The sequence below is a fragment of the Brevibacterium sediminis genome (assembly GCF_013623905.1).
Taxonomy (GTDB): Bacteria; Actinomycetota; Actinomycetes; order Actinomycetales; family Brevibacteriaceae; genus Brevibacterium; species Brevibacterium sediminis.
On the sequence record NZ_JABKDD010000008.1, the window covers coordinates 1 to 21,519 of the forward strand.

The following is a 21,519-nucleotide window of genomic DNA, read 5'->3' on the forward strand; positions in this document are numbered from 1 at the left end:
TCCGGTGGACTCGTTGATCTTCTCGCGGCCGGCTTCTTCGAGAGCCGCCAACTGTGCCGGGGTGTGTGCGGAACCGAGGTGTTCAATAACGGTGAGTTTGCCGTGGCGTTTCGTCACGATCTGGACCGCGGTTGCCCCGGACGCGGTCGGGACTTTCCTCAGTCGCAGGCTCATACACTCATTCTACGGACCCGTTTAGTGTCCCGTTTCTACACTAAGCAGCCGTCTCACCAGTAACAATGCCCAACCTATCCCCAAAATCGGACTAGGTGAAGCAAGTCAGGTGCCTTAAGATCGTTGAAGAGGACGTCGACAAGGTCGAGATCGATCAGGCCCACTAGTGGCGTTTCATCGTTCAAGTGAGGTAACCCGGAGACCGCAACGTTTTGTACGAGTAAATAAACTGCCTGCGTCCGCTTTGAAACGTGGTTGCGTGGGAGAGATTCGGGCGGCGTTGCACTGAAAGTCGTTGGCATGTTCCTCATAATATGCACCGCCTGGTCGCTAGATGCCACAATACTTTCACAGCATTTGACCTGCGCCATTGTGCATAAGTCACAACCATGGCCTCTATGTCAACGTCGTGTCTCCGAACTGATCAAATGCAGGATGCACTCCGCATTCAAACCAAGAGGATCGGTCTCACTAGGGATCGAGCGAAGTCAGATTTCTCAGTCTGTTCGCCCCGCAGTGTCATGGGAATGCACCAAGTTTCACTTAAGTGGTGTTCGCAACACCGAACTATGCAAATCGACTTGGACCGGCGGATCTGAGGCGAGAGGGTAAGGAGCGCCTCCTTAGGAGGCTTCGGTCATGACTACCTCGTGCTCGAACCATTCGTGAGTAAAGGTTCCCGTCCCATTGAGCAACCGCTTCAGGCATAGACGGGCCATTGCCGCTCCGAATTCCTTTGCGCGGATGTTAAGAGCGACGTCGCAATCGATGAGTCGGGTTTCAATTTCACTCGTCGTCAGAACTGCCGTGCGTATTGACTCCGGTTCAATAAGCTCGGTGTACAGCTTCTGGGAACGTGCGGCCATCGACAGAAGCGTCCCTCCGTGAACAACCAGATCATACGATTTCCCGTCGCTGATTCGTCGTGAGAAATCGTCAGAAAACAACCACGAATTCGGGTCTGGAGAGACCGTGAACACATCAGGTTCCAACCCCCGCACGGTGCACCAATATTCGAACGAGTCGATGAGCATCTGAGACCACGAATACTTGTCCAACGGCTCGAACGCGATGAGGAAGGGCGAAGTCACTTCACGTTTCTGTTCGAGCCCGTCGAGTGCCTCGGTTAGCATCTTCCAATAGTCAATCTCGATCAGACCTGCTAACCGACTGTCCGGCAACCCCTCAATTCGACCGGCGGTAAATACGGTTGACCCATTATCGAGATTCTCGTGCAAAGGACCGTCGCCCAAGCACGCGTCTACGACCACCACCGCAGCGAACTGTGTCCACCGCCGCGGTTCCTTCGCATCGGAAATGATCGTCAGGTCGTACCCATACTGTCCCAGCTCGTCTGCGACCGACATCGCAAACGCCATGTAAAACTCCATCCCGAGCACCCGCCGGGGAATGTAGATCCCGACGTTGAGGCTCGACCCGCTACGAAGAGACTGCGCGGGTCGATTTGGCGAGTATCCCAACTCGGCCGCGCCCTTGAGAATCTTGGACCGCGTGGCCTCGGCAACTCGACCTTGCCCACGCAGCGCATCAGACACCGTTGTCACGGACAATCCGACGTGAGCGGCGAGATCATGCAGCGTGGGCGAGGGGCGCGTCATATGAGAACAGTATCAGCACCGATGACGAGCGTCGGACTGCTTGCCTTTCGGTCAGTCAGACAGCCGTTGGCGGCCGAGCTCTTGACACGGAGCTAACGAGCATGACTACACTACATCAATGCCGGAACGTTCCGGCATATGGCATTCAAACGTTTCGAAGGTTGATGCACATGTCAAAGAAGACAAGTCCCACCCGAACGGTCAGAGCAATCATTGCTCTTGCCACCGTCCTCATACTCTTCCCACCCCTGCACTGGATCTTTGGCCAAGCCTGGTGGTCATTTGCCTACATCGTCGGCAGTTCTGCTCTCGTCGCGGCATTGGTTCTCACTCTCAACAGGATCACTCTCACCGCTGAGGGAGGCGACTGAGCATGTGGATCACGTTCGGCATGATTGCCGTCTTCTTCATTTTCGTCATCATCGTCATGGAGCGCACCTCAGCCAAAGACTCTTCCTTTTCTGACTACGCAACTGGCGGCCGGTCGTTCAACTCCGTCTACGGAACCGCCGCGTTCATCAATACCTGGTTGCCGGGTACTGTCTTCATTTCGTTCGCAGGACTCACTGCTGGCAGCGGCGTGACAGGGTTCTATCTGGTCCAGTACAGCGTCTTTGCCGCCATCATCATGTTTCTGTTGGCCAAGCCCGCCTACCTCTGGGGAAAACGTTACGATCTCCGTACCCAAGCAGACCTGCTCGGACTCCGCTACGGCTCGACTCCTGTCCGCGTTATCGCAGCAATCATCGGGGTTGTTGCATCAGTCCCATGGGTCGTTCTGGGAATGCAGTCGCTTGCGCTCATCTTCAGCTTCTCGTCCGACGGAGTCATCGGGCCCGTGCTCGCCGTTGTCCTGGGAGTCATCGTTCTGACTATCCGACAGATCTGGACCGTCAAGTTCGGTATGCGAGGCGTAATGATCTCCGACTTGATTCAGGGAATCGCCGCGTATTTGATGGGGTTCGTTGTCATCTTCGGACTCATCGTCTGGCTCATCGCCAACAACCACGGATTCGCCCAAGTCGACCCGGCGCTCCTCATTCTGCCTGGGCCAGGAAGCGAGCTTGGTCCACTGTATTTGTTTTCGCTCGTTCTTACTGGAGCTCTGGGTGGATGGTGCTGGCCTGACATCTTCGTTCGCCTCTTCACACAGAGCGGTGTGAACACCATCCGGCGCACATCAGTCCAGGCAGTTCCGATCCTGCTCATCTTCGCCACCGCGCTCAACGTGATGGCACTGTTGGCTTCCTCAGTGCCAGAAGTCGCCGCAGCCCCAGATACCGTGTGGTTCGTCTTGGCTTCATTCGGAGGTCCCCTACTGCTCGGCCTCGCCGGAATCTGCGTATTGTGCGGTTCAATGGGCAACGTCGGCGCGAACCTCCAGGCAATCGGAGCCATGACTGCCAACGACATCATCGGACCGATGAGGAAGCAAGAGATTCAGAACGCACGGATCGGCAAGATCTCCGTTGCTGCTGTCACGATCCTTTCCTCGCTCGGGGCGCTGGCAACCGCATCCACCACAACAGGGCTCGTGTTGTGGGCCCAAGTTTCCTACCAAGGAATCTGCCAGCTCGCCCCGACACTGTTCCTTGGCATCTTTTGGCGACGAACAACTGCTCTCAGTGCCATCCTGGGAATGGTTCTCGGCTTCGGTACCGCCGCGATCGTGCAAATCTTCTACCCGATCTCCGTGCCCTGGCTAGGCGGGATGACCTCAGGAATCGCCGGGCTGGTAGTCAACACCGGAGTGATGGTTGCAGTCAGCCTGCTCATGCCCAATAGCGCGAACGAACAGAAGCGAGTCGACAACCTCTTCGACGAACTCAACCAGAATCAGAAGGACGAGAAGCAAGCATCATGACACATGCAGAACACACGACTTCACGCAGGACCGGCTACATTTGGCACGAAAGGTTTGGATGGCACGATACCTCTACCCACGTCGGCTTCCTCCCCGCAGGCGGCTTGCTTCAGCCGCTTGAGCACTTTGAAAGCTCGGCGTCGAAGACCAGAATGGCGAGCCTCATCGAGGTCAGCGGACTTCGGAGAAATCTGACCGACTTGGACTTTGACCCCGCCACAAAGGAACAAATCCTTTCGGTACACACGGAAGATTACGTCGACCGCATCATCGATCAGAGCAATTCAGGAGGCGGTGACGCCGGTGACGGCTCCTCGCCCTTTGGCCCCGGCAGCTATGAAATTGCACAGATGGCAGCCGGAGCAACGACATCGGCGCTCCTCAACGTGCTTGACGGCACCGTCGACAACTCGTACGCGCTCGTTCGTCCCCCTGGCCACCACGCGGAGCCCCAACAGGGTCGCGGGTTCTGCATATTCTCGAATGTCAGCATCGCAATCAACGAAGCCAGACGTCAGGGAAAGGCACGCCGAATAGCTATCGTCGACATCGATGTCCACCACGGAAACGGAGCGCAGAAGATCTATTGGGATGATCCAGAAGTCCTGACGATCTCCGTCCACCAAGATCGCCTGTTCCCTCTGGACAGTGGCATGTTTGACGAGACCGGGAGTGAGGGAGGCAAGCGAACCAATATCAATCTTCCGCTTCCTGCTGGCTGCGGCAACGGCGCGTATGTTGCCACTGTGGCCGAGAACGTTGTCCCTGCTCTCGAAGCGTTTCGCCCCGAAGTGATCATCGTCAGTTGCGGATTCGACGCGTCGATGGCTGACCCTTTGGGTCGTATGTGCGTTACAGCCGCGGGATATGCGCAGATAACCAAAGTCCTCATGTCTGCAGCCGACTCTCTCTGCGAAGGAAAGCTGGTGTTCTCGCACGAAGGAGGCTACTCACCTGCATACGTCCCGTTGTGCGGGCTTGCAGTCGTGGAAACTCTTGCGGGCGTCGACGAACTCTCTCCCGATCCGTTCGACTGGGCATTCGACGAGTACCCCGTTCACGAGGTAACTCATGATCAACGGGAAGCAATAGATCGAGGGCACGTTGTCGTTCAGGAGGCAATTAAAGCGATGCGCTAGGGCGAAATCCGATCGGCCAATCCCACCTGAGGGCCCGCTCATGTAAGCATGAACGGGCCCTCAGGTGTGCACATTTGATCGGATCAGAAGGGCTGATGGTCCTGTCCAACAATGAACGAGTATTCCTCACTAATTTCCTGCTCGAGAACAAATTGCGCGCCGAGCTCACCAATCGCTGGCGACGTCTTGAATCCCTTCCCCGAGAAGCCCGCCATGACGAGGACGTTGTTCGTTGACGGATGCTTGCCCACATACTCGATGCGGGACTGCGTATACGACTCGAAGTAGGGGTTGATTCGCATCGGATACGACTCGAGGTTCGGGAAGAAATCACGGACTAGTTCGCGCACCGCGGTCAGGTCCGACTCAACGACTCGGACGTCAGCGCTGTCAGGAGATTCGACCACCTTGTGATTGGCGAATCCGAGCCCGAGCTTCATCGCCGATCCGTCGGCGGTCGGGAGACCGTACGAGTAGTTCGGAGCAGCCCGGATGTACGGTACGAGCCCGGAAAGGTCACTGCCAGGGCGCGGGAGGAACCACGTCGACAGCAGCCGGCGCGGGGCCAGCAATGGTGCCATTTCAGGCAGCAATGCAGAAGTCCACGCTCCAGCTGCCACGACCACCTTGTCGAACAGTTCGTCGCTGTCGCCAGTCGTCACCCGCACCTGAGCCCCGCGCTGTTCAATCCCGGTCACTCTGGACTCTGTGCGAATTGACGCCCCCATTTCAATGGCAGCGTTGGCTGCGGCTTGGATCGCGCGATCTGGATAGATGGTTCCAGCGTCTCGGTCCAGGATCCCGAACTCGTTCTCATGAAGCCTGAAGTCCGGATATTGGCGTCGCATGTCATCCTGCGAAAGCACTTCGGCTCGGTCGCCTAGAAGCTCGGCTGATTCCAGAGCTGTAGTCGATGCAACAGTGCCTTCTTCGACAATCGTCAGTGCTCCATCGAGGGAGCGGAGTCGAGGGAGGGCCGTCTCCTGCAGCTCATTCCAGAGTTCGTCAGCACGTCGGACCACCGGGAGGTAACGCATGTCTTCGAGCTCGATGTACCTGAACAGACGCGATTCGCCGCCTGCGGCTCCTCTCGGATGACCGGGACTATAAAGTTCGTAGCCGACAGCGTCGACGCCTCGCCGGGCTAGCTGCCACAGCACCTGTGCGCCGATGGTTCCCGTTCCGATGACTGCAATGCGTGGGGTGTTCATAAGGTCCTCCTTCTTCAGGTTCTTCAGTCAGTCCAGCCCGGCGTACAGGTTGCGTTGCAACGGTTTGCGAACGAGCAGAAGGATCAGTCCTACGAGAATTGCGACAGTGCCGATACCAGCGAAATACGTATTGTTCGGGATAGCTGCGAACAGTTGTCCAAGCAGGCCGGAGAGCGATGAACCGAGCGCCAGCGTCAAGAAGTTCACTGCGACCATCTGAGCGGTGAAGGCTTGAGGCGCGATTTGTGTCGCAAGTGCAAGTCCAATGGGCCCGACGAAGTTCTCGGAACTGCCGACGATCACCATGAAAAGCAGGACCAGGAGCACCGGAATTGCTTCCTGGTACACCAGCGCGGAGATGAGGAGGATGAAGAAGAAGCCTACGCCGATCTGGATCATTCCGATTGAGAACTTCGCTCCGGCCCGTGGTTGTCGTGCACCCAACTTCTTCCACAGGGACGCGATGAGCGGCGCGGCCAACACACCTGCCAACGGGCTGACCATGGCGACCCACCCGACTGGGAACGACCATCCACCGAGGTCACGATCCACCCGGTCTTGGATGAGGATCGAGACGGCGGTGAACTTTTGGAACAGGAAGCCGAAGTACAGACCAGCCGCGAGGAACAAGGGAATATACGCTCCAACTCGCCTCTTCTCCGAGCGGGAGACTTTCTTCGACGCGAGCATGACTCCGAAATAGATCGCTGCCGCGACAAGGGCGACCACAGTGGCGACGGTGGAGAGGCTCTCTGCCGCAAGAAGACCGGTCGACGCGGCGATGATGACGGCGATGATGGCGACGACGGTCGCGACGATGGCGTTACGTGCACCAGAGCGTGAGAGAGGGCGAGTGATCTGACCTGCTCGCTCGGGAAGATTCCGCGATGAGAACACATACTGGACGAGGGCGGCGATCATTCCAATTGCAGCGAGAGCGAATCCGGGGTGGAAGCCCCAGCTTTCTTGCACGAACCCTGTCGCGAGGGGGCCGAGGACCGCGCCGGTGTTGATCGCCATGTAGAAGTACGAGAATCCGGCGTCTCTCCTGGCGTCGGTTTCGTTCTCGAGCACGAAGCCGACGATCGACGTGATGTTGGTCTTCAGCGCTCCCGTGCCCAGGATAATGAGGACGAGACCAACTGAGAGCCCTGGCATTCCCGCGACGAATGCCAGCGCGAGGTGGCCGAGGGCGATGACGATTCCACCGATGAGCACGAGCCGCTTCGGGCTGAGGACACGCTCCCCCAGCCATGCGCCGACGAGTTGGGCGATGTAGACCGCTCCCCCATATGCACCGACGATGCCGGCCGAGGCCGCTGAACCCAGCGCCAACCCTCCTTTGTCGAGCTCATAGAGGAGGTAGAAGGCCAAGATGCTTTGGAGGCCATAAAAGGAGAACCGCTCCCAGAGTTCAGTGAAGGCCATTCCTCCAACGCTTCGCGCACGGGCCCGGCGCGCCTCTGGCTTCACGTCATTGTGGATCGATGTCAACGTCTTCCTTCTTTCATGGGAGCAGCGTCATTGGTGCAAACAGCAGGTCTTAGTACGTCGGCGGAGCCATCATCCACACCACACGTGCGGCCGCGGTGCCGGTGGCTTCGGCCACCTTGTGGGGCCGGTCGCTCTTGTAGTGAAGCGAATCCAATTCGGCCAGTCGGTTCGTCGTGCCGTCGACGGTGACCTCGACCTCGCCTTCGATGACGAGAAGGATCTCCTCTGAGGCCCCATGGGTGTAGGGCTCGACTCCGGTGTCGCCTCCCGGCTCGAAATGCCCCACGAGCACTTCAAGATGGTCGAAGTGGGACGGAGAAATCTTGACCTTGGACGCCTCGTTCCCGAATCTCTTGCGTGCGGCATCCGCGAACCGGAGTACTGGACTGCTTTCAGCATTCGGTTCATTGAACAGGTCGCCGACGTTGAGTCGAATCACACCGCAGACGCTCTGGAGGGTCGCCACGCTTCCCATTGCCATGCCGCGCTCGAGCTGGGAGAGATACCCCGTGGTGATGCCGGCTTCCTCTGCGACGTCCTTGAGGGTCAGCTGTAGCGCCAAACGACGTTTCCTTAAGCGCTCTCCGAGAAGATTCTCACTCTGTGGCTCAGATCTCATTTACCAAAAGTACAATTATTTTTACTCTGAAGTCAATCAGGTTGAGTCGGCCTCCGTCTCGCCGATGGAAGTTGCAGGCCAAGGCGAACTTGATCGCTCGATCCTAAGACAGGCACAAAAGATCTCGCTCAGCTCGACCCCAGGCACGTACAAGTTCGCTCCATAGAGGACCATCCCGAGCTGCCATCACTCGGTAAGCTTAAAGTAATTACCTTTACACCATTGCAATCTCTTATCCGTGTGTCTAGCATCACAGTATGGCGACGGCGAAGCACCTAGAGATCCGCGAGAGCATCGAAGCAGATATCCACAGAGGGCTCTTCGACGTGGGGCAGAAACTTCCCACGGAGAAGGAGCTCATGGAGCGTTTTGGCGTCAGTCGCAACCCCGTGCAGAAGGCCATGAACGCCCTGGTTGAAGCTGGCCTCGTCTCTCGCAAACGCGGTTCCGGAACGATCGTCGCCTCAACTGGCCTGCGCACCAACCTGCTCCGGATGATGGATCCATCGCTGACTAGCCCAGAGGTCGACGGCGACCACAAAGTCGTCAGCGTCGAAGTGTCCTCAGCCGAATCATTTCCGCTCAGTCGAAACGTGTTCCCAAAAGGGCAGCCGACAGCTTCGCTGACGAGGATGAAATACAGCGCCGATGGTCAACCACTGGCTCTTGAACGGTGCTGCATCAACCTCAGCCGTGCGCCAGAAGTCCTCTCGCAGAACCTGGAACACCTGACGACAATCGCGTACTACAACTCTCTCGGCCTTGGGATCAGACGAGCAAACACCGTCCTCAGGGCAGCTCTCCTGGAAACGTTCGACGCCAGCCATCTCGAGATTCCTCCCTCGGAGCCAGTCGTCTGCCAACAGCGCACCACCCATCTGGTCGATGACTCCATCATCGAGGTCGCCGAGTTCTACATCCACCCCCGCAATATGACTCTGGAGGTCAGTCAAATTGATAACAGCTAACCCCGAGAAGGTCGCCGTCATCGGTGCCGGCATCATCGGAACAATGACCGCATGGCAATTGGCCACCCGCGGATACGACGTCACCGTGTTCGACCAGTGGAACTCCCCCAACGACCGGGGCGCATCGGCTGGCGAATCCCGCATTTTTCGAACCATCTACAAGGAGGGCCCGGAATACGTGCCCATCCTGAGGAAGTCCTTCGACAAGTGGCAAGAGCTGCAGACGAACCAGAACACCTCCGTGCTCACCATGTGCGGAGGACTCATGATCGGCCATCCCGACATTGAAGACGTCGCGGCCGTCATCGACTGTGCTCAGGCCGCGGACCTTGACCATGAAGTGCTCTCGCAAACGGAGATGGCGAAAAGGTACCCACAGTTCGGGCTCGACAGCGATGAAGTAGGCGTCTTCGATCCGGTTGCCGGAGTGTTTAGGCCAGAAGCTGCCGTCCTCGCCGCACGCAAGGAAGCCGAGCGACTCGGGGCCAATTTCAAGGCCTATACTCGAGTGCTCAACATCCGATCACTGAGCCACTCAGTCATGGTCGACACCGCCGATGGAGCTTACGCGTTCGACAAGATCGTCGTCTCCACCGGCCCTTGGGTGAACGAATTGACCGAGTTCGATTCCAGCACCGTCGAGGCATTGCGCTTGGTCGCCATGTGGTTCCCAGCCAAAGACGTCGCATTGCACACGCCAGAACACATGCCGATCTCCATCCGTCGACATCCAGAGGGCGGATTCTCCTGCTTCCCTGCCCTCGACGGACTCGGAATCAAGATTCTGCCGCACCACCTGGCATGGAAGACTCTCGACTCGGTCGATGACCTCCCTCGTTTCATCGAAAACGAAGTCGTGCAATCGACCGAGCACGCTGTTGCCTGCCTCATGCCCGGGGTCGACCCCATTCCCTACCGCGTGTCCACGTGGACTGAAGGATTCACTGTCGACGGTGCTCCGATCGTCGGCCCGTCAAGTGCCGACTCACGCATCGTGTTGGCTGTGGGCATGTCCGGTCAAGGCTTCAAATTCTCACCGATGATGGGCTCCATCGTCAGCGACTTCGTTGAAACCGGTTCCTCATCAGATGCGATCGCCATCATGGACTCTCAGCGCTTTGATCGGAGCTCGTCATGAACATCGGCACCACAGTCCTCATCTCAGTCACTGCTGCCATCGTCATCGGCATCGGAGCCCTCATCTCGTTCTATGTCGGAAAAAGAGCCAAATCCAACGACTCCTGGGTCGTCGGCGGCCGCAACCTCCCGCTCTACGTCATCGCCTTCACCCAATACGCCACCGCAGTCGGCGGAGGCGTACTCGTCGCCCACGTCGGCATCGCCTACGCCTGGGGCCTATCGGTTTTCTGGTACGAAATCTTCGTCATCGTCGGCCTCCTCATCATTGCTATCTTCGCAGGATGGCTGCGCCGCCGAACCTTCTCCACCATTCCCGAGGTCTTCACGAAGCTCTACGGCGAGCACCGACTCATGCTCTCCATGGTCGCGCTGGCCGTCATTGTCGTCCCGTTCGGCTGGTTGGCTACGCAGTTCATCGCCTTCGCCAACCTCTTCAACGCGGTGACGGGCATCGGGATCACTCCGCTGATCATCATCATGGCTGTGGTCTCCATCGCTTTCGTCCTCCCAGGCGGGCTGACGTCAGTCGCGTGGTCGGACTTCTTCTTCGGCGTTTTCATGGTCATCGCGTCAGTCGTCGTCGGTGTCTATGCGATCGTCAACGCAGGCGGACCGTCGACGATCGTGAAGAACCTTCCGGCCGAGCTGACCACGATGCCCACCGGACTCACGGCCGCAGGTGGACTGACCATCCTGCTGTGGCTATTCTCAATCCTCCCGGGAACTCTGACCAACCAGCTCTACTACCAGCGAATCTTCGCTGCCAGCAACGTCAAACAAGCCCGACAGGGCCTCTATCTCAGCAGCATCCTCATCGGAATCTCCGGAATCTATGCACTCATCGTCGGAGTTTCGGTGCGCAGCATGACCGACCAGTTCGGCGTCGACGGACGCGAACAGGCAGCAGGATGGTTCCTCGCCCAACTGCCAGTCTGGCTCATCGCGATCTACGGTGCGTTCCTCATGGCCACGATTGTCTCGACCACCGGGTCGGCACTGCACTCTGTCGTGGTCAACTTGGTCAATGACCTCAGACCTGCATTCGTCAAGAACAAGGACACATCTTCCGACCTTGTTGCGATGTCTCGCTGGTGCACAGTCGCAGTCTCCGCAATCGCTGCAGTCCTTGCCATCGTCTTTCCGACCGCGCTCAACTGGCTCGTCGCAACGTACGCATACTCGGCTTCGATGCTGGCGGTACCGTTCCTTCTCGGCATGGTCCTGACCAACAAATGGATCCTCGACGTATCAATCGGATACGTCTCAATGGCTGCTGGTCTTGTCGTATGCGCGGTTGCCCACATCGCAGGAACCACCATTCCCTACGCAGTCTTCGGCATCATTGCGAGCTTCGTCGCCTACCTAATCATGCTTGCCGTGAAGAAACCGCAAGCCCGTGCCCTCTCTGAAGAAGGAGCCCTTTCATGAAGATACTCGTCGTCGGTGCAGGAGTCCTCGGACTCACCACCGCATTCAACCTCGTCGAAGACGGGCACGACGTTACGATCGTCGACAAGACTGGACCGTACGCACAAGCGAGCAGTCGCTCATTCGCCTGGATCAACGCCAACCACAAACTCCCCGCCGAATACCACCGGCTCAACCGCGCCGGAATCGCAGCTCACGAGGAGTTCCAGCGTCGTTTCGCCAGTCACGGAACGTGGTTCCACCAGCACGGGTGCATCATGTTCGACAGCACACCCGACAAAGCAACCGGATATGACGAGCGATTCACTGAATCGGCTGAGTTCGACTACCCGGTCGAACGAATTGACTCCGACCGCCTACGCGAGCTTGAACCCGCTGTCAGCTGGCCGACGGACTCAGGATTGTTCTTTCCTCTCGAAGCCCACCTGGACAACGAAGCGTTCGGCAGCCTCGTCGAGAGCTTCCTCGAAGAGGCCGACGTAACGCCGGAAGTTGCAGAAGTTGTCCGCGTGGACACCAACGCAGACGGGGCCTCAGCGGAATTCGCCGACGGAGACACTCGGAACTTCGACCAAGTGATCATCGCCGCCGGAGCAGACTCCGGAGCCATCGCATTTCGATCGGGTCTCCTACTACCAGTGGCCGATCTGTCTCAGCCCGGACCACGGACGCACAGTCTGCTGGGTGTCACTGTTCCCACAGACGTGAGTCTCAGCCGGATCATCATTTCGGACAAGATCAACGTGAGGCCCCGCCATGACGGCAGCATGTTTGTCCAGATCCCTTCAGTGGAAGCTCGTACCGAGGAAGGAGAGAGCCCGGAGCTGCTCGACGAGGTCCGGGTCGTCATGGAAGCCGAGCTTCAGGCACTCTTCGGAAAGCGTATTCCGGTGAGTCGCGTCATCTTCAGCGGAAGAAGCTTCCCCGAAGATGGGCTGAGCATCGTCGGATACCTCGACGAACACCACCGGGCTTATTCGTTAGTCACCCACAGCGGAATGACAATGGCTCCTCTGCTGGGACGGCTCGTCGCTGATGAAGTTCGAGGCGACAGTTCGCACCTCCTCAGTACGTTTCGTCCGTCACGCTTCACAAAGGGAATCACCCAGGAGTCGCCGACGAACTTTATTGGCCGACAGTAATAGCCGCTGGTGTGGAGTGGCCGAACAAGTTCTTCTCCCCAGGCACCGCTAAATTCAAACATCAGCCGTATCTCAAAGCAGTAGAATCAGATGCAATTTTAGCTCGTAGGAGAAGGCGCTGAGCTGGCCTGGACGCGGTTCGACCACGCCCGGTCTCATATCAGTGCATTGTCTGGAGAGTAAAGACACCTCAAACCTGTTGGCCACACACTCAGCATATTGGGCGTCGAATACTTGCGCGTACTAGTCGAAATCGTGAGTATTGACCCATTTGGCGACCGACTCCGACCGTCGTCTGCTGCTGGAATGCTCACGCCCTCTCAAGTTACTGACCGGCAGCGACCGTCCTTCACCTTTCGCCGCACAGCGCACCGCTGCAACGAGGCGATTTGCCACGAACGGTGACGGATTCCTTGGCAGCAGTGTGTTTTGCCACGAAAGGTGACGGAAGCCGAACTGCGTGGAGGACGTGACGCGAACGGTGAGGGATGCTCGATCAACGGCACCGTCGCACGCGTCCGGGCACGACGAAGGCCGGTGGGAACAATCCCACCGGCCTTCGATCAGCTCCGGCTCAGCGCCTCAGCGCGAACCGACTGCCGCGAGTCGGAGACTCACAGCGCAGCCTGGTGCGGCGAAGTCGCCGCTCAGGCCCCGTCTCCTGCGATCAGGCTTCTGCGAGCTGACGCAGAACGTACTGCAGGATGCCGCCGTTGCGGTAGTAGTCGGCTTCACCCGGGGTGTCGATGCGGACGACGGCGTCGAATTCGACCTTTGTGCCGTCTTCCTTTTCGGCGGTGACCTTGACGGTCGCCGGGGTCTTGCCCTCGTTGAGCTCCGTGACGCCTTCGATGGAGAAGGTCTCGGTGCCGTCGAGTCCGAGCGAATCAGCGGATTCGCCGGCGGGGAACTGCAGCGGCAGAACGCCCATGCCGATGAGGTTCGAGCGGTGGATGCGCTCGAAGCTTTCGGTGATGACGGCTTCGACGCCGAGCAGCTTCGTGCCCTTGGCAGCCCAGTCACGCGAGGATCCCGAGCCGTACTCCTTGCCACCGAGGACGACCAGCGGGGTGCCGGCAGCCTGGTAGTTCACGGAGGCGTCGTAGATCGTGGTCTGCGGTCCGCCCTCCTGCGAGAAGTCGCGGGTGAAGCCACCCTGGACTCCGTCGAGGAGCTGGTTCTGCAGACGGATGTTCGCGAAGGTTCCGCGGATCATGACTTCGTGGTTGCCGCGACGCGAGCCGTAGGAGTTGAAGTCCTTGCGCTCGACGCCGTGCTCGACGAGGTACTTGCCGGCCGGAGTGTCGGCCTTGAAGGAACCTGCGGGCGAGATGTGGTCGGTGGTCACCGAGTCGCCGAGCTTCGCGAGCACGCGGGCGCCCTTGATGTCCTTGACGGCTTCGGGCTTGAGACCCATGCCGTCGAAGAAGGTGGGCTTGCGCACGTAGGTCGACTCGTCGTCCCACTCGAAGACCTTGCCCTCGGGGGTGTCGAGCTGCTGCCAGCGCTCGTCACCGTCGAAGATGCGACCGTATTCGTTGTCGAACATATCGGTCGAGATCGAATCGGCGATGACCGACTCAACCTCTTCAGGCGAGGGCCACAGGTCGGCCAGGTAGACGTCGACGCCGTCCGAGTCCTTGCCCAGGGGCTGGTTCTCGAAGTCGAAGTCCATGGTGCCGGCCAGTGCGTAGGCGATGACCAGCGGAGGCGAAGCGAGGTAGTTCATCTTCACGTCCGGGCTGATGCGGCCCTCGAAGTTGCGGTTGCCCGACAGGACTGCGGTGACCGAGAGGTCGTTGTCCTGGATGCTGTTCGAGATCTCCGAGTCCAGCGGACCGGAGTTGCCGATGCAGGTGGTGCAGCCGTAGCCGACGATGTAGAAGTTCAGCGCTTCGAGGTCCTCGATGAGGCCGGCCTTGTTGTAGTACTCGGTGACGACCTTCGAACCCGGTGCGATCGAGGTCTTGACCCACGGCTTCGAGTTGAGTCCGCGCTTGCGGGCATTGCGTGCCAGCAGGCCGGCGGCCATCATCACCGAGGGGTTCGAGGTGTTGGTGCAGGACGTGATCGAAGCGATCGCCACGGCACCGTTGGCCAGCTCGAAGTTGCGTCCGTCGGCGGTGCTGACGTCCACGGACTTCGACTCCTCGCCGGGAGCGGCGTAGTTGTGGATGTCCTTGGCGAACTGGCTCTTGGCATCGGAGAGCTCGATGCGGTCCTGCGGGCGCTTCGGTCCGGAGATCGAGGGCACCACGGTGGACAGGTCGAGTTCGAGGTACTCGGAGTACTCGACTTCGTTCTCCGGATCGTGCCAGAGTCCCTGCGTCTTGGCGTAGTCCTCGACGAGCTGGATCTGCTCTTCCGAACGGCCGGTGAGCTTGAGGTAGTCGATGGTGACTTCGTCGATCGGGAAGATCGCGGCGGTCGAACCGAACTCGGGGCTCATGTTGCCGATGGTGGCGCGGTTGGCCAGCGGCACCTCGGCGACGCCCTTGCCGTAGAACTCGACGAACTTGCCGACGGCTCCGTGCTGGCGGAGCATATCGGTGATCGTGAGCACAACGTCGGTTGCGGTGACACCCGAGGGGATCTCACCGGTGAGCTTGAACCCGACGACGCGCGGGATGAGCATCGACACGGGCTGGCCGAGCATGGCGGCCTCTGCCTCGATGCCGCCGACGCCCCAACCGAGCACACCGAGGCCGTTGACCATCGTGGTGTGCGAGTCGGTGCCGACCAGGGTGTCCGGGTAGGCCCGGAGGACTCCGTCGACCTCGCGCGGCATGACCACGCGAGCCAGGTGCTCGATGTTGACCTGGTGAACGATGCCCATGCCCGGAGGCACGACCTTGAAGTCTTCGAATGCGGTCTGGCCCCAGCGCAGGAACTGGTAGCGCTCACCGTTGCGCTGGTATTCGATGTCCATGTTGAGCTCGACGGCGTCAGCGGTGCCGAAGCGGTCGATCTGCACCGAGTGGTCGATGACCAGCTCGGCCGGAGCCAGCGGGTTGACCTGATCCGGGCTGCCGCCGAGCTCGACGACCTTCTCGCGCATGGTGGCGAGGTCGACGATGCAGGGCACACCGGTGAAGTCTTGCATCACCACGCGGGCGGGGGTGAACTGGATCTCCGTATCGGGTTCGGCATTGGGGTCCCAGCTGCCGAGGGCTTCAATATGTTCCGAAGTGATGTTTGCGCCGTCTTCCGTGCGCAGCAGGTTCTCCAACAGCACCTTGAGGCTGAAGGGAAGCTTCTCCGACCCTTTGACCTGGTCCAGGCGATAGATCTCATAATCCTTATCGCCTACGGTCAGGGTGCTCTTCGATTTGAACGTATCGACGTTGCTCATCGTGATTCTCCTGTTTCATCCGACACTCATCCAAGAAACCGGGTCCGTCCGACTCGGCGGTCGGATCCTTGCATCACGCACCGATTTACGCGACACATATGTTTCCAAAAGTATCTTGACGTCAAGATAAATTCTATCGCATTTGAGGGGCTTTGACCACCATGGCACACGGAGGTGCGAAACCCTGCGATCGGGTTTTCCGCAGGCCCTCGTGCGGTCATCACCAGGGCCGCGGCCGGGTCGCGCGGCCTAGCCTGGACAGCACACTCAAAGCAGCAGCGCACTCGCCTGCCACCCCCGAGGAGATTCCATGGACCCGTTCACACTAGGCGCCGGATTCGGCTTCGGCGCACTGCTCGTCGGCATCATCTTCGCCGTCGTCTGCAGCTCATTCGCGAAGGAGAAGGGCCGGTCGGGCGGCTGGTGGGGGCTGTGGGGCTTCCTCACGACGTTCATCGCCCTCATCGCGCTCGTCATCCTCCCCCGCCGCTCGGTCACCGCCTGAGGTCACCGGTCGGTCACCGCCGGAGCACGGTGACCGTCTCCAGGTGCGAGGTCAGCGGGAAGAGGTCGAAGCCGGTGAGGCTCTCGATCGCGAATCCCCCGCCTGTGAGAGCCGTGAGGTCCCTGGCCAACGTGGCCGGGTCACAGGAAACGTAGACCAGGGTGCGTGCCGCTGATTCGATGATCGCCGAGGTGGCTTTCTTCCCGGCGCCCGCCCGTGGCGGGTCGAGGATGATGACCTCCGAATCGGGCAGTCGGGCCCGATCCACGCTGAGAGCGAGGAATCGGGACTCGAGATCGGCGGCATTGTCTCGAGCATGAGCAATGGCTGTCTCCACCCCTTCGACCCCGAACAGGGGCGCTCCGGTGGCCCGGGCGGCAGTGATGCCGAGGAGTCCGACCCCGCAGTAGAGGTCGGTGATCGCCCCGACGTCGGCAGGAAGGACTCTGACGACCTCCGAGCTGAGCAGTGCGGCCGCATCCCGGTGCACCTGCCAGAAGCCGTCGGCGCCGACGGTGAAGTCACGACCGTCGACCGTTTCGGTCAGGGTGCGGTCTCCACGGATCACGCGCAGGGCGGGAGCGGGCGCATGGGAACGACCGCGACCACGGGGACGACCCCCGCGACCACGACCACGACTCTGCTCCGGTCCGGTCGCCTCGGCGAGGAGGGAGAACGACGTCGGCAGCCAGGACTCGATCTCATCGAGGACCTGCGCAGTGGGCCGACCACGGACGATGAGCGCGCCATGGTCGCCGGCCCACGCGAATTCGAGTCGGCGGACTCCCGGCACATGCAGTGTCGTCATGTCGAGGTCGTGCAAGGGCCCGGCGGCCAGAGGGGGCGTGGTCACAGGGATGACCGCATGTGATCTGGGGGCGAGCATTCCGGCACGGCCCTCATCGTCGACGGCCAGCTGCACACGGGTGCGCCAGTCCGTGCCGTCGGTCTCGCCCGGCGCGGGCAGCACCTCGGCGGCGCGGTCGATATGTCCGATGCGCTGAAGTTGGTCATTCAGCACCTCGGCCTTGAGCGTGCGGGAATGGGCGAGGTCGACGTGGGCGAATTCCATTCCGCCGAACCCGGCCGAATCCGGCACGGCCCCAGCACCGGGGCCCGCAGCGAACCCCGCACCGGAACCGTCGGTCGAACCACCGGGGACATAGTCGAGGCGACGATCGGGGACGCGGTGAGCCGAGGCCTCGATCACCTCGGTGACGGCGGCGCGAAGAAACCGGGCGGGCGGTCCTGCCTGGGTGCGGACTCGGACCTTCTCACCGGGCAGGGCCCCGGAGACGAAGACGACCTGACCGTCGTGTCGGGCGATGGAGGTGCCGCCGGCCGCCGGTGCCTCGATGTCGAGGGTGAGGTCCTGGGCGGGAACCGAAGTGTCGCTCATGCGTCTTCTAGGCCTGTCTGTACAGCGAGGTGTCGGAATCGGGTCCGTCTCCGCCGTACTGTCGAGAGAAGGATTTCAGTCGCCAGGGCACGGAGACCACGACGACGTTGGGCACCAGCAGCAGTCGGGTGCGCAGTTTGAGAGCCACCTGGTTGTGCAGGATGTGCTCCCACCAGCGACCGACGACGAACTGCGGGATGTAGACGATGACGAGGTCCCTGGGCGACCTACGGCGGATGGCGAGGATATGGGCGAGCATCGGACGGACGAGTTCGCGGTACGGCGAGCCGAGCACGGTCAGCGGCACCGGCAGCTCCATCTCGTTCCATCGTTTCTGCAGACCGGCCGCGGCCTCTTCGTCCACGGCCACGGTGACAGCTTCGAGCTGACTCGACCGGGTCACTCGGGCGTAGGAGAGGGCCCGCATCGTCGGTTTGTCGATTTCGCTGACGACGACGATGGCGTGGGTGTTCGACGGGATCGTCCGTGAGTTCACGTCCGCGTCGGGGGCGAGCTCGCGGGCCACCCGCGAATAGTGTCGGTGGATGGCGCCCATGACGAGGTAGAGTCCGGCCATGGCGGCGACCGCCAGCCAGGCGCCGGCGAGGAACTTCGAGACGATGACGACGATGAGGACGCCGGCGGCGAGCACGCAGCCGACGGCGTTGACGACCTGGTTGAAGTACATCCGCATCCGGGTCTTCGAATCGATGACCAGGCGCAGCCGTTTGCGCCAGTGCAGGACCATTCCCGCTTGGCCGAGGACGAAGCTGGCGAAGACCCCGACGAGGTAGAGCTGGATGAGCACCGTCGCCGAGGCGGACGTGGCGACGACGAGGACGATCGCCGCTGCGGCCAGCAGCAGGATGCCGTTGGAGAAGGTGAGTCGATCGCCCTTTGTCGCCAGCTGCCTTGGCAGGAATTCATCGCGGGCCAGCCGAGAGGCCAGTCCGGGGAACCCCTCGACCGCAGTGTTCGCAGCGGCGATGAGCACGAGCGCGGTGATGAGGACGACGATGAAGAACATCGCAGGCGCATTGTCGAAGATCGCGTGCGCCAGCTGCGCGAGGACGGGCTCCTGTTCGTATTCGGCGCTGACCGGGCTGCCGTCGCCGCGGACGAGATAGAGATGCGGGTCGTCGACGTATTTGATTCCAGTGACCGACGCCAGATAGGTCAGCCCTGTGAGCATGAGGGCGGCGAGCAGACCCGACAGCAGCAGGGTGTTTCCGGCGTTCTTGCCGCGCGGCTTCTTGAACGCCGGAACCGCCGTGGCCACGGTCTGCACGCCGGCCAGTGCGACGGCACCGGACGAGAACGCGCGCAGGACGATAAGGACGGTGGCCAGGCCGAGCGTCGCCTGATCGCCGATGTTGCTGTGCACGACCGTGTAGTCGGCGGTCTGGGCGTGCGGGGTGTCACCGAGCCCGACGCGGATGAGACCGACCGACATCGTGAGGAACACGGCACCGAGGAACAGGTAGGTCGGCACGGCCAGCAGCATCGGAGTGGCCCGGGAACCGCGCAGACCGGCGAAGCAGATGAGCAGGATGCCGACGATGGCCACGGGCACACGGTAGGGCGCGAGCATCGGGAACGCCGTGGTGATGTAGGCGGCGAAGACCGTCATCGACACGGCCAGGGTGAGCACATAGTCGACGAGGAGGGCCGCGGCGACGACGAGCCCGGCACCGGAGCCGAGGTTCTTCGAGGCCACCTCGTAGTCACCGCCGCCGGAGGGGTACGCCTTGACGTTGATGCGGTAGCAGGCGACGATCACGAGGATGACGATGCCGACGGCCACACCGATCCAGGGGGCAACGGTCAGGGCCACAAGTGACGTCAGCGACAGTGCCAGCAGGATCTCATCGGGGGCATAGGCCACCGAGGAGAGCATGTCGGAGGCGAAGACGGGCATCGCGATGCGCTTCTTCAGCGCAGGCGCACGCCTGTCCTCACTGCGGAAGGGCCGTCCAACGAGTAGTCTTTTGACGGCATCAGAAAAACTGCTGGCCACGGCAACCAATGGTAGATCACTGCGGGAAGGATTACCCATGCACTTCGTGATTATGGGCTGCGGTCGAGTCGGGGCCTCCCTGGCCAAAGCCCTTGATGCGAATGGGCACTCCGTCGCAGTCGTCGACCGAGACCCCGACGCATTCCTCAAGCTCGGTCGGGATTTCAGCGGTTCGACGATCACCGGCGTCGGTTTCGACCGCGAGACTCTGTCCCAGGCGAAGACCGCCGAGGCCTTCGCCTTCGCCGCCGTCTCCAGTGGTGACAATTCGAATATCCTCGCCGCGCGTGTCGCTCGTGAGACCTTCGGGGTGAGCAATGTCGCCGCCCGCATCTACGATCCTGACCGTGCGCAGGTCTTCGAACGTCTCGGCATCCCCACCGTGCCCACCGTGCGGTGGACGGCCGAGCAGGTGATGCGCAAGCTCGTCCCGCAGGGGTCGATCACCGAATACCGTGAGCCCTCCGGCAACCTCGTCCTGGCGGAGGTGCATCTGGATCCTGGCTGGGTGGCCCGTCCGATCAAGGAGATCGAAACACGGACCAAGGCTCGGGTCTCCTATGTCACCCGCCTGTCCGAGGGCATCGTCGCCCACGATGATCTGCTACTCCAGGACGGCGACCTCGTCCATCTCATGGCTCCGGTCGACCGCCTCGGCGAGATCGAACGGATCCTCGATCAGCCCGTGCGAACCGTGGAGGAAGAAGAATGAGGGTCATCATCGCCGGAGCCGGCTCCGTCGGACGTTCGGTGGCCAGGGAGCTGCTGGACAAGGACCATTCGGTCCTGCTCATCGACCAGAGCAAGGAGGCGCTGGGCCATGAGCGCATTCCGGGTGCCGAATGGCTGCTCTCCGATGCGTGCGAGCTCGCCGGTCTCGCCGAGGCGGGGCTGGAGGAGGCCGATGTCGTCGTGGCCGCGACGGGAGATGACAAGACCAATCTGGTGCTCTCCCTGTTGGCGAAGACCGAGTTCGGGGTGCCCAGGACGGTCTCGCGGGTGAACAATCCGAAGAACGAATGGCTCTTCGACGACAACTGGGGCGTCGATGTCGCCGTCTCCACTCCGCGCCTGATGACCGCGCTCGTCGAGGAGGCCGTGGAAGTCGGCGGCCTGGTCCACCTCATGAGCTTCGAACGCGGGCAGGCGGGCCTGCTCGAGTTCACAGTGCACGAGAACGCCGAACTCGTGGCCGAGCGCGTCGGTGGGATCACCTTCCCGCTCGATACGGTGCTGGTGGCGATCATCCGCAATTCGCGGGCGTTCGCTCCGAGCGCCGATGATGTCATCGAGGCCGGAGACGAACTGTTCTTCCTCTCCTCCCCCGATCAGGAGCCGGCGCTGCTAGCGCTGCTGCAGGAGACTGCGAAGGCCGACGAGAGCGTAGAGGGCTGAGCCCGGTCGTCTGCGGCCGAGATCGTCAGTTCTGCGGCCGACGGCCGCCCGGC

The 21,519-nt window shown here is 60.8% G+C and carries 17 protein-coding genes and 1 pseudogene; 10 read left to right on the forward strand and 8 right to left on the reverse strand.

The features are described from left to right. Together HK108_RS19230 and HK108_RS11880 are read right to left on the reverse strand one after the other, a co-directional pair. Positions 1-174 (reverse strand): annotated as a pseudogene (locus HK108_RS19230) (IS1634 family transposase); the annotation flags it as partial. Between the two features lie 623 nt (positions 175-797). Further along, complete coding sequence (locus HK108_RS11880; RefSeq protein ID WP_181271691.1) at positions 798-1,793, reverse strand: LacI family DNA-binding transcriptional regulator; 996 nt, start codon at positions 1,791-1,793, stop codon at positions 798-800. A 170-nt stretch (positions 1,794-1,963) separates the two neighbouring features. Here HK108_RS11880 and HK108_RS11885 point away from each other — a divergent pair, with 170 nt between their 5' ends. The 3 genes from HK108_RS11885 to HK108_RS11895 are packed head-to-tail and all read left to right on the forward strand — an operon-like array spanning position 1,964 to position 4,796. Next, positions 1,964-2,164 carry a hypothetical protein gene (locus HK108_RS11885; RefSeq protein ID WP_181271692.1) on the forward strand — a complete coding sequence of 67 codons (201 nt, stop codon included), beginning with the start codon at positions 1,964-1,966 and terminating at the stop codon, positions 2,162-2,164. Between the two features lie 2 nt (positions 2,165-2,166). Continuing rightward, positions 2,167-3,657 carry a sodium:solute symporter family protein gene (locus HK108_RS11890; protein ID WP_181271693.1) on the forward strand — a complete coding sequence of 497 codons (1,491 nt, stop codon included), beginning with the start codon at positions 2,167-2,169 and terminating at the stop codon, positions 3,655-3,657. Continuing rightward, positions 3,654-4,796 (forward strand): histone deacetylase-like amidohydrolase, encoded by a 1,143-nt coding sequence (locus tag HK108_RS11895; protein ID WP_181271694.1) that lies wholly within the window; start codon positions 3,654-3,656, stop codon positions 4,794-4,796. The genes HK108_RS11890 and HK108_RS11895 overlap by 4 nt, the downstream gene beginning before the upstream one ends. Before the next feature lie 83 nt (positions 4,797-4,879). On the opposite strand, the gene HK108_RS11900 is transcribed toward HK108_RS11895, so the two are convergent. The 3 genes from HK108_RS11900 to HK108_RS11910 form a co-directional block, all read right to left on the reverse strand. Beyond that, entirely contained in the window at positions 4,880-6,007 is a 1,128-nt protein-coding gene (locus tag HK108_RS11900; RefSeq protein WP_181271695.1) for an FAD-dependent oxidoreductase, read from the reverse strand. 27 nt (positions 6,008-6,034) lie between these two features. Next, positions 6,035-7,435 (reverse strand): peptide MFS transporter, encoded by a 1,401-nt coding sequence (locus HK108_RS11905; RefSeq protein WP_181271696.1) that lies wholly within the window; start codon positions 7,433-7,435, stop codon positions 6,035-6,037. Between the two features lie 115 nt (positions 7,436-7,550). Next, complete coding sequence (locus HK108_RS11910; RefSeq protein WP_181271697.1) at positions 7,551-8,120, reverse strand: helix-turn-helix domain-containing protein; 570 nt, start codon at positions 8,118-8,120, stop codon at positions 7,551-7,553. A 257-nt stretch (positions 8,121-8,377) separates the two neighbouring features. Between HK108_RS11910 and HK108_RS11915 the strand changes: the two genes are divergently transcribed. Genes HK108_RS11915 through HK108_RS11930 form a run of 4 tightly spaced genes read left to right on the forward strand, consistent with a single transcriptional unit; the run spans position 8,378 to position 12,798 of the window. Beyond that, positions 8,378-9,088, forward strand: a complete 711-nt coding sequence (locus HK108_RS11915) for a GntR family transcriptional regulator (protein ID WP_172169937.1) — start codon at positions 8,378-8,380, stop codon at positions 9,086-9,088. After that, the gene (gene solA, locus HK108_RS11920) at positions 9,075-10,226 is read left to right on the forward strand and encodes an N-methyl-L-tryptophan oxidase (protein WP_229664112.1); all 1,152 of its coding nucleotides are present in this window, start codon (positions 9,075-9,077) and stop codon (positions 10,224-10,226) included. Before HK108_RS11915 ends, solA begins: the two co-directional genes overlap by 14 nt. Beyond that, a complete protein-coding gene (locus HK108_RS11925) occupies positions 10,223-11,656 on the forward strand; it encodes a sodium:solute symporter family protein (protein ID WP_181271698.1) in 1,434 nt (477 codons plus the stop codon). Before solA ends, HK108_RS11925 begins: the two co-directional genes overlap by 4 nt. Next, a complete protein-coding gene (locus HK108_RS11930; RefSeq protein WP_181271699.1) occupies positions 11,653-12,798 on the forward strand; it encodes an NAD(P)/FAD-dependent oxidoreductase in 1,146 nt (381 codons plus the stop codon). Before HK108_RS11925 ends, HK108_RS11930 begins: the two co-directional genes overlap by 4 nt. Positions 12,799-13,465: 667 nt before the next feature. Here HK108_RS11930 and acnA read toward each other — a convergent pair. Further along, positions 13,466-16,150 (reverse strand): aconitate hydratase AcnA, encoded by a 2,685-nt coding sequence (gene acnA / locus HK108_RS11935; protein ID WP_219922351.1) that lies wholly within the window; start codon positions 16,148-16,150, stop codon positions 13,466-13,468. 310 nt (positions 16,151-16,460) lie between these two features. Between acnA and HK108_RS11940 the strand changes: the two genes are divergently transcribed. Beyond that, positions 16,461-16,655: a hypothetical protein gene (locus tag HK108_RS11940; protein ID WP_181271700.1), complete on the forward strand. Its 195-nt coding sequence runs from the start codon at positions 16,461-16,463 to the stop codon at positions 16,653-16,655. Positions 16,656-16,668: 13 nt separating this feature from the next. Here HK108_RS11940 and HK108_RS11945 read toward each other — a convergent pair whose 3' ends face one another. Together HK108_RS11945 and HK108_RS11950 are read right to left on the reverse strand one after the other, a co-directional pair. Continuing rightward, positions 16,669-18,054 (reverse strand): class I SAM-dependent RNA methyltransferase, encoded by a 1,386-nt coding sequence (locus HK108_RS11945; RefSeq protein WP_181271701.1) that lies wholly within the window; start codon positions 18,052-18,054, stop codon positions 16,669-16,671. A gap of 7 nt (positions 18,055-18,061) precedes the next feature. Then, positions 18,062-19,972 (reverse strand): APC family permease, encoded by a 1,911-nt coding sequence (locus tag HK108_RS11950; RefSeq protein ID WP_181271761.1) that lies wholly within the window; start codon positions 19,970-19,972, stop codon positions 18,062-18,064. A gap of 136 nt (positions 19,973-20,108) precedes the next feature. On the opposite strand from HK108_RS11950, the gene HK108_RS11955 reads away from it, so the two are divergent. Together HK108_RS11955 and HK108_RS11960 are read left to right on the forward strand one after the other, a co-directional pair. Further along, on the forward strand, positions 20,109-20,783 hold the full coding sequence (locus tag HK108_RS11955) for a potassium channel family protein (RefSeq protein WP_181271702.1): 675 nt from the start codon (positions 20,109-20,111) through the stop codon (positions 20,781-20,783). Continuing rightward, positions 20,780-21,466: a potassium channel family protein gene (locus HK108_RS11960; protein WP_181271703.1), complete on the forward strand. Its 687-nt coding sequence runs from the start codon at positions 20,780-20,782 to the stop codon at positions 21,464-21,466. The genes HK108_RS11955 and HK108_RS11960 overlap by 4 nt, the downstream gene beginning before the upstream one ends. The last annotated feature ends 53 nt before the right edge of the window (positions 21,467-21,519 follow it).

Coding starts and splice junctions, on each gene's coding strand:
- HK108_RS11880 (WP_181271691.1), bottom strand. CDS start 1,793: ATGACGCGCCCCTCGCCCACGCTGCATGATCTCGCCGCTCACGTCGGA.
- HK108_RS11885 (WP_181271692.1), top strand. CDS start 1,964: ATGTCAAAGAAGACAAGTCCCACCCGAACGGTCAGAGCAATCATTGCT.
- HK108_RS11890 (WP_181271693.1), top strand. CDS start 2,167: ATGTGGATCACGTTCGGCATGATTGCCGTCTTCTTCATTTTCGTCATC.
- HK108_RS11895 (WP_181271694.1), top strand. CDS start 3,654: ATGACACATGCAGAACACACGACTTCACGCAGGACCGGCTACATTTGG.
- HK108_RS11900 (WP_181271695.1), bottom strand. CDS start 6,007: ATGAACACCCCACGCATTGCAGTCATCGGAACGGGAACCATCGGCGCA.
- HK108_RS11905 (WP_181271696.1), bottom strand. CDS start 7,435: ATGGCCTTCACTGAACTCTGGGAGCGGTTCTCCTTTTATGGCCTCCAA.
- HK108_RS11910 (WP_181271697.1), bottom strand. CDS start 8,120: ATGAGATCTGAGCCACAGAGTGAGAATCTTCTCGGAGAGCGCTTAAGG.
- HK108_RS11915 (WP_172169937.1), top strand. CDS start 8,378: ATGGCGACGGCGAAGCACCTAGAGATCCGCGAGAGCATCGAAGCAGAT.
- HK108_RS11925 (WP_181271698.1), top strand. CDS start 10,223: ATGAACATCGGCACCACAGTCCTCATCTCAGTCACTGCTGCCATCGTC.
- HK108_RS11930 (WP_181271699.1), top strand. CDS start 11,653: ATGAAGATACTCGTCGTCGGTGCAGGAGTCCTCGGACTCACCACCGCA.
- acnA (WP_219922351.1), bottom strand. CDS start 16,150: ATGAGCAACGTCGATACGTTCAAATCGAAGAGCACCCTGACCGTAGGC.
- HK108_RS11940 (WP_181271700.1), top strand. CDS start 16,461: ATGGACCCGTTCACACTAGGCGCCGGATTCGGCTTCGGCGCACTGCTC.
- HK108_RS11945 (WP_181271701.1), bottom strand. CDS start 18,054: ATGAGCGACACTTCGGTTCCCGCCCAGGACCTCACCCTCGACATCGAG.
- HK108_RS11950 (WP_181271761.1), bottom strand. CDS start 19,972: ATGCCCGTCTTCGCCTCCGACATGCTCTCCTCGGTGGCCTATGCCCCC.
- HK108_RS11955 (WP_181271702.1), top strand. CDS start 20,109: ATGCACTTCGTGATTATGGGCTGCGGTCGAGTCGGGGCCTCCCTGGCC.
- HK108_RS11960 (WP_181271703.1), top strand. CDS start 20,780: ATGAGGGTCATCATCGCCGGAGCCGGCTCCGTCGGACGTTCGGTGGCC.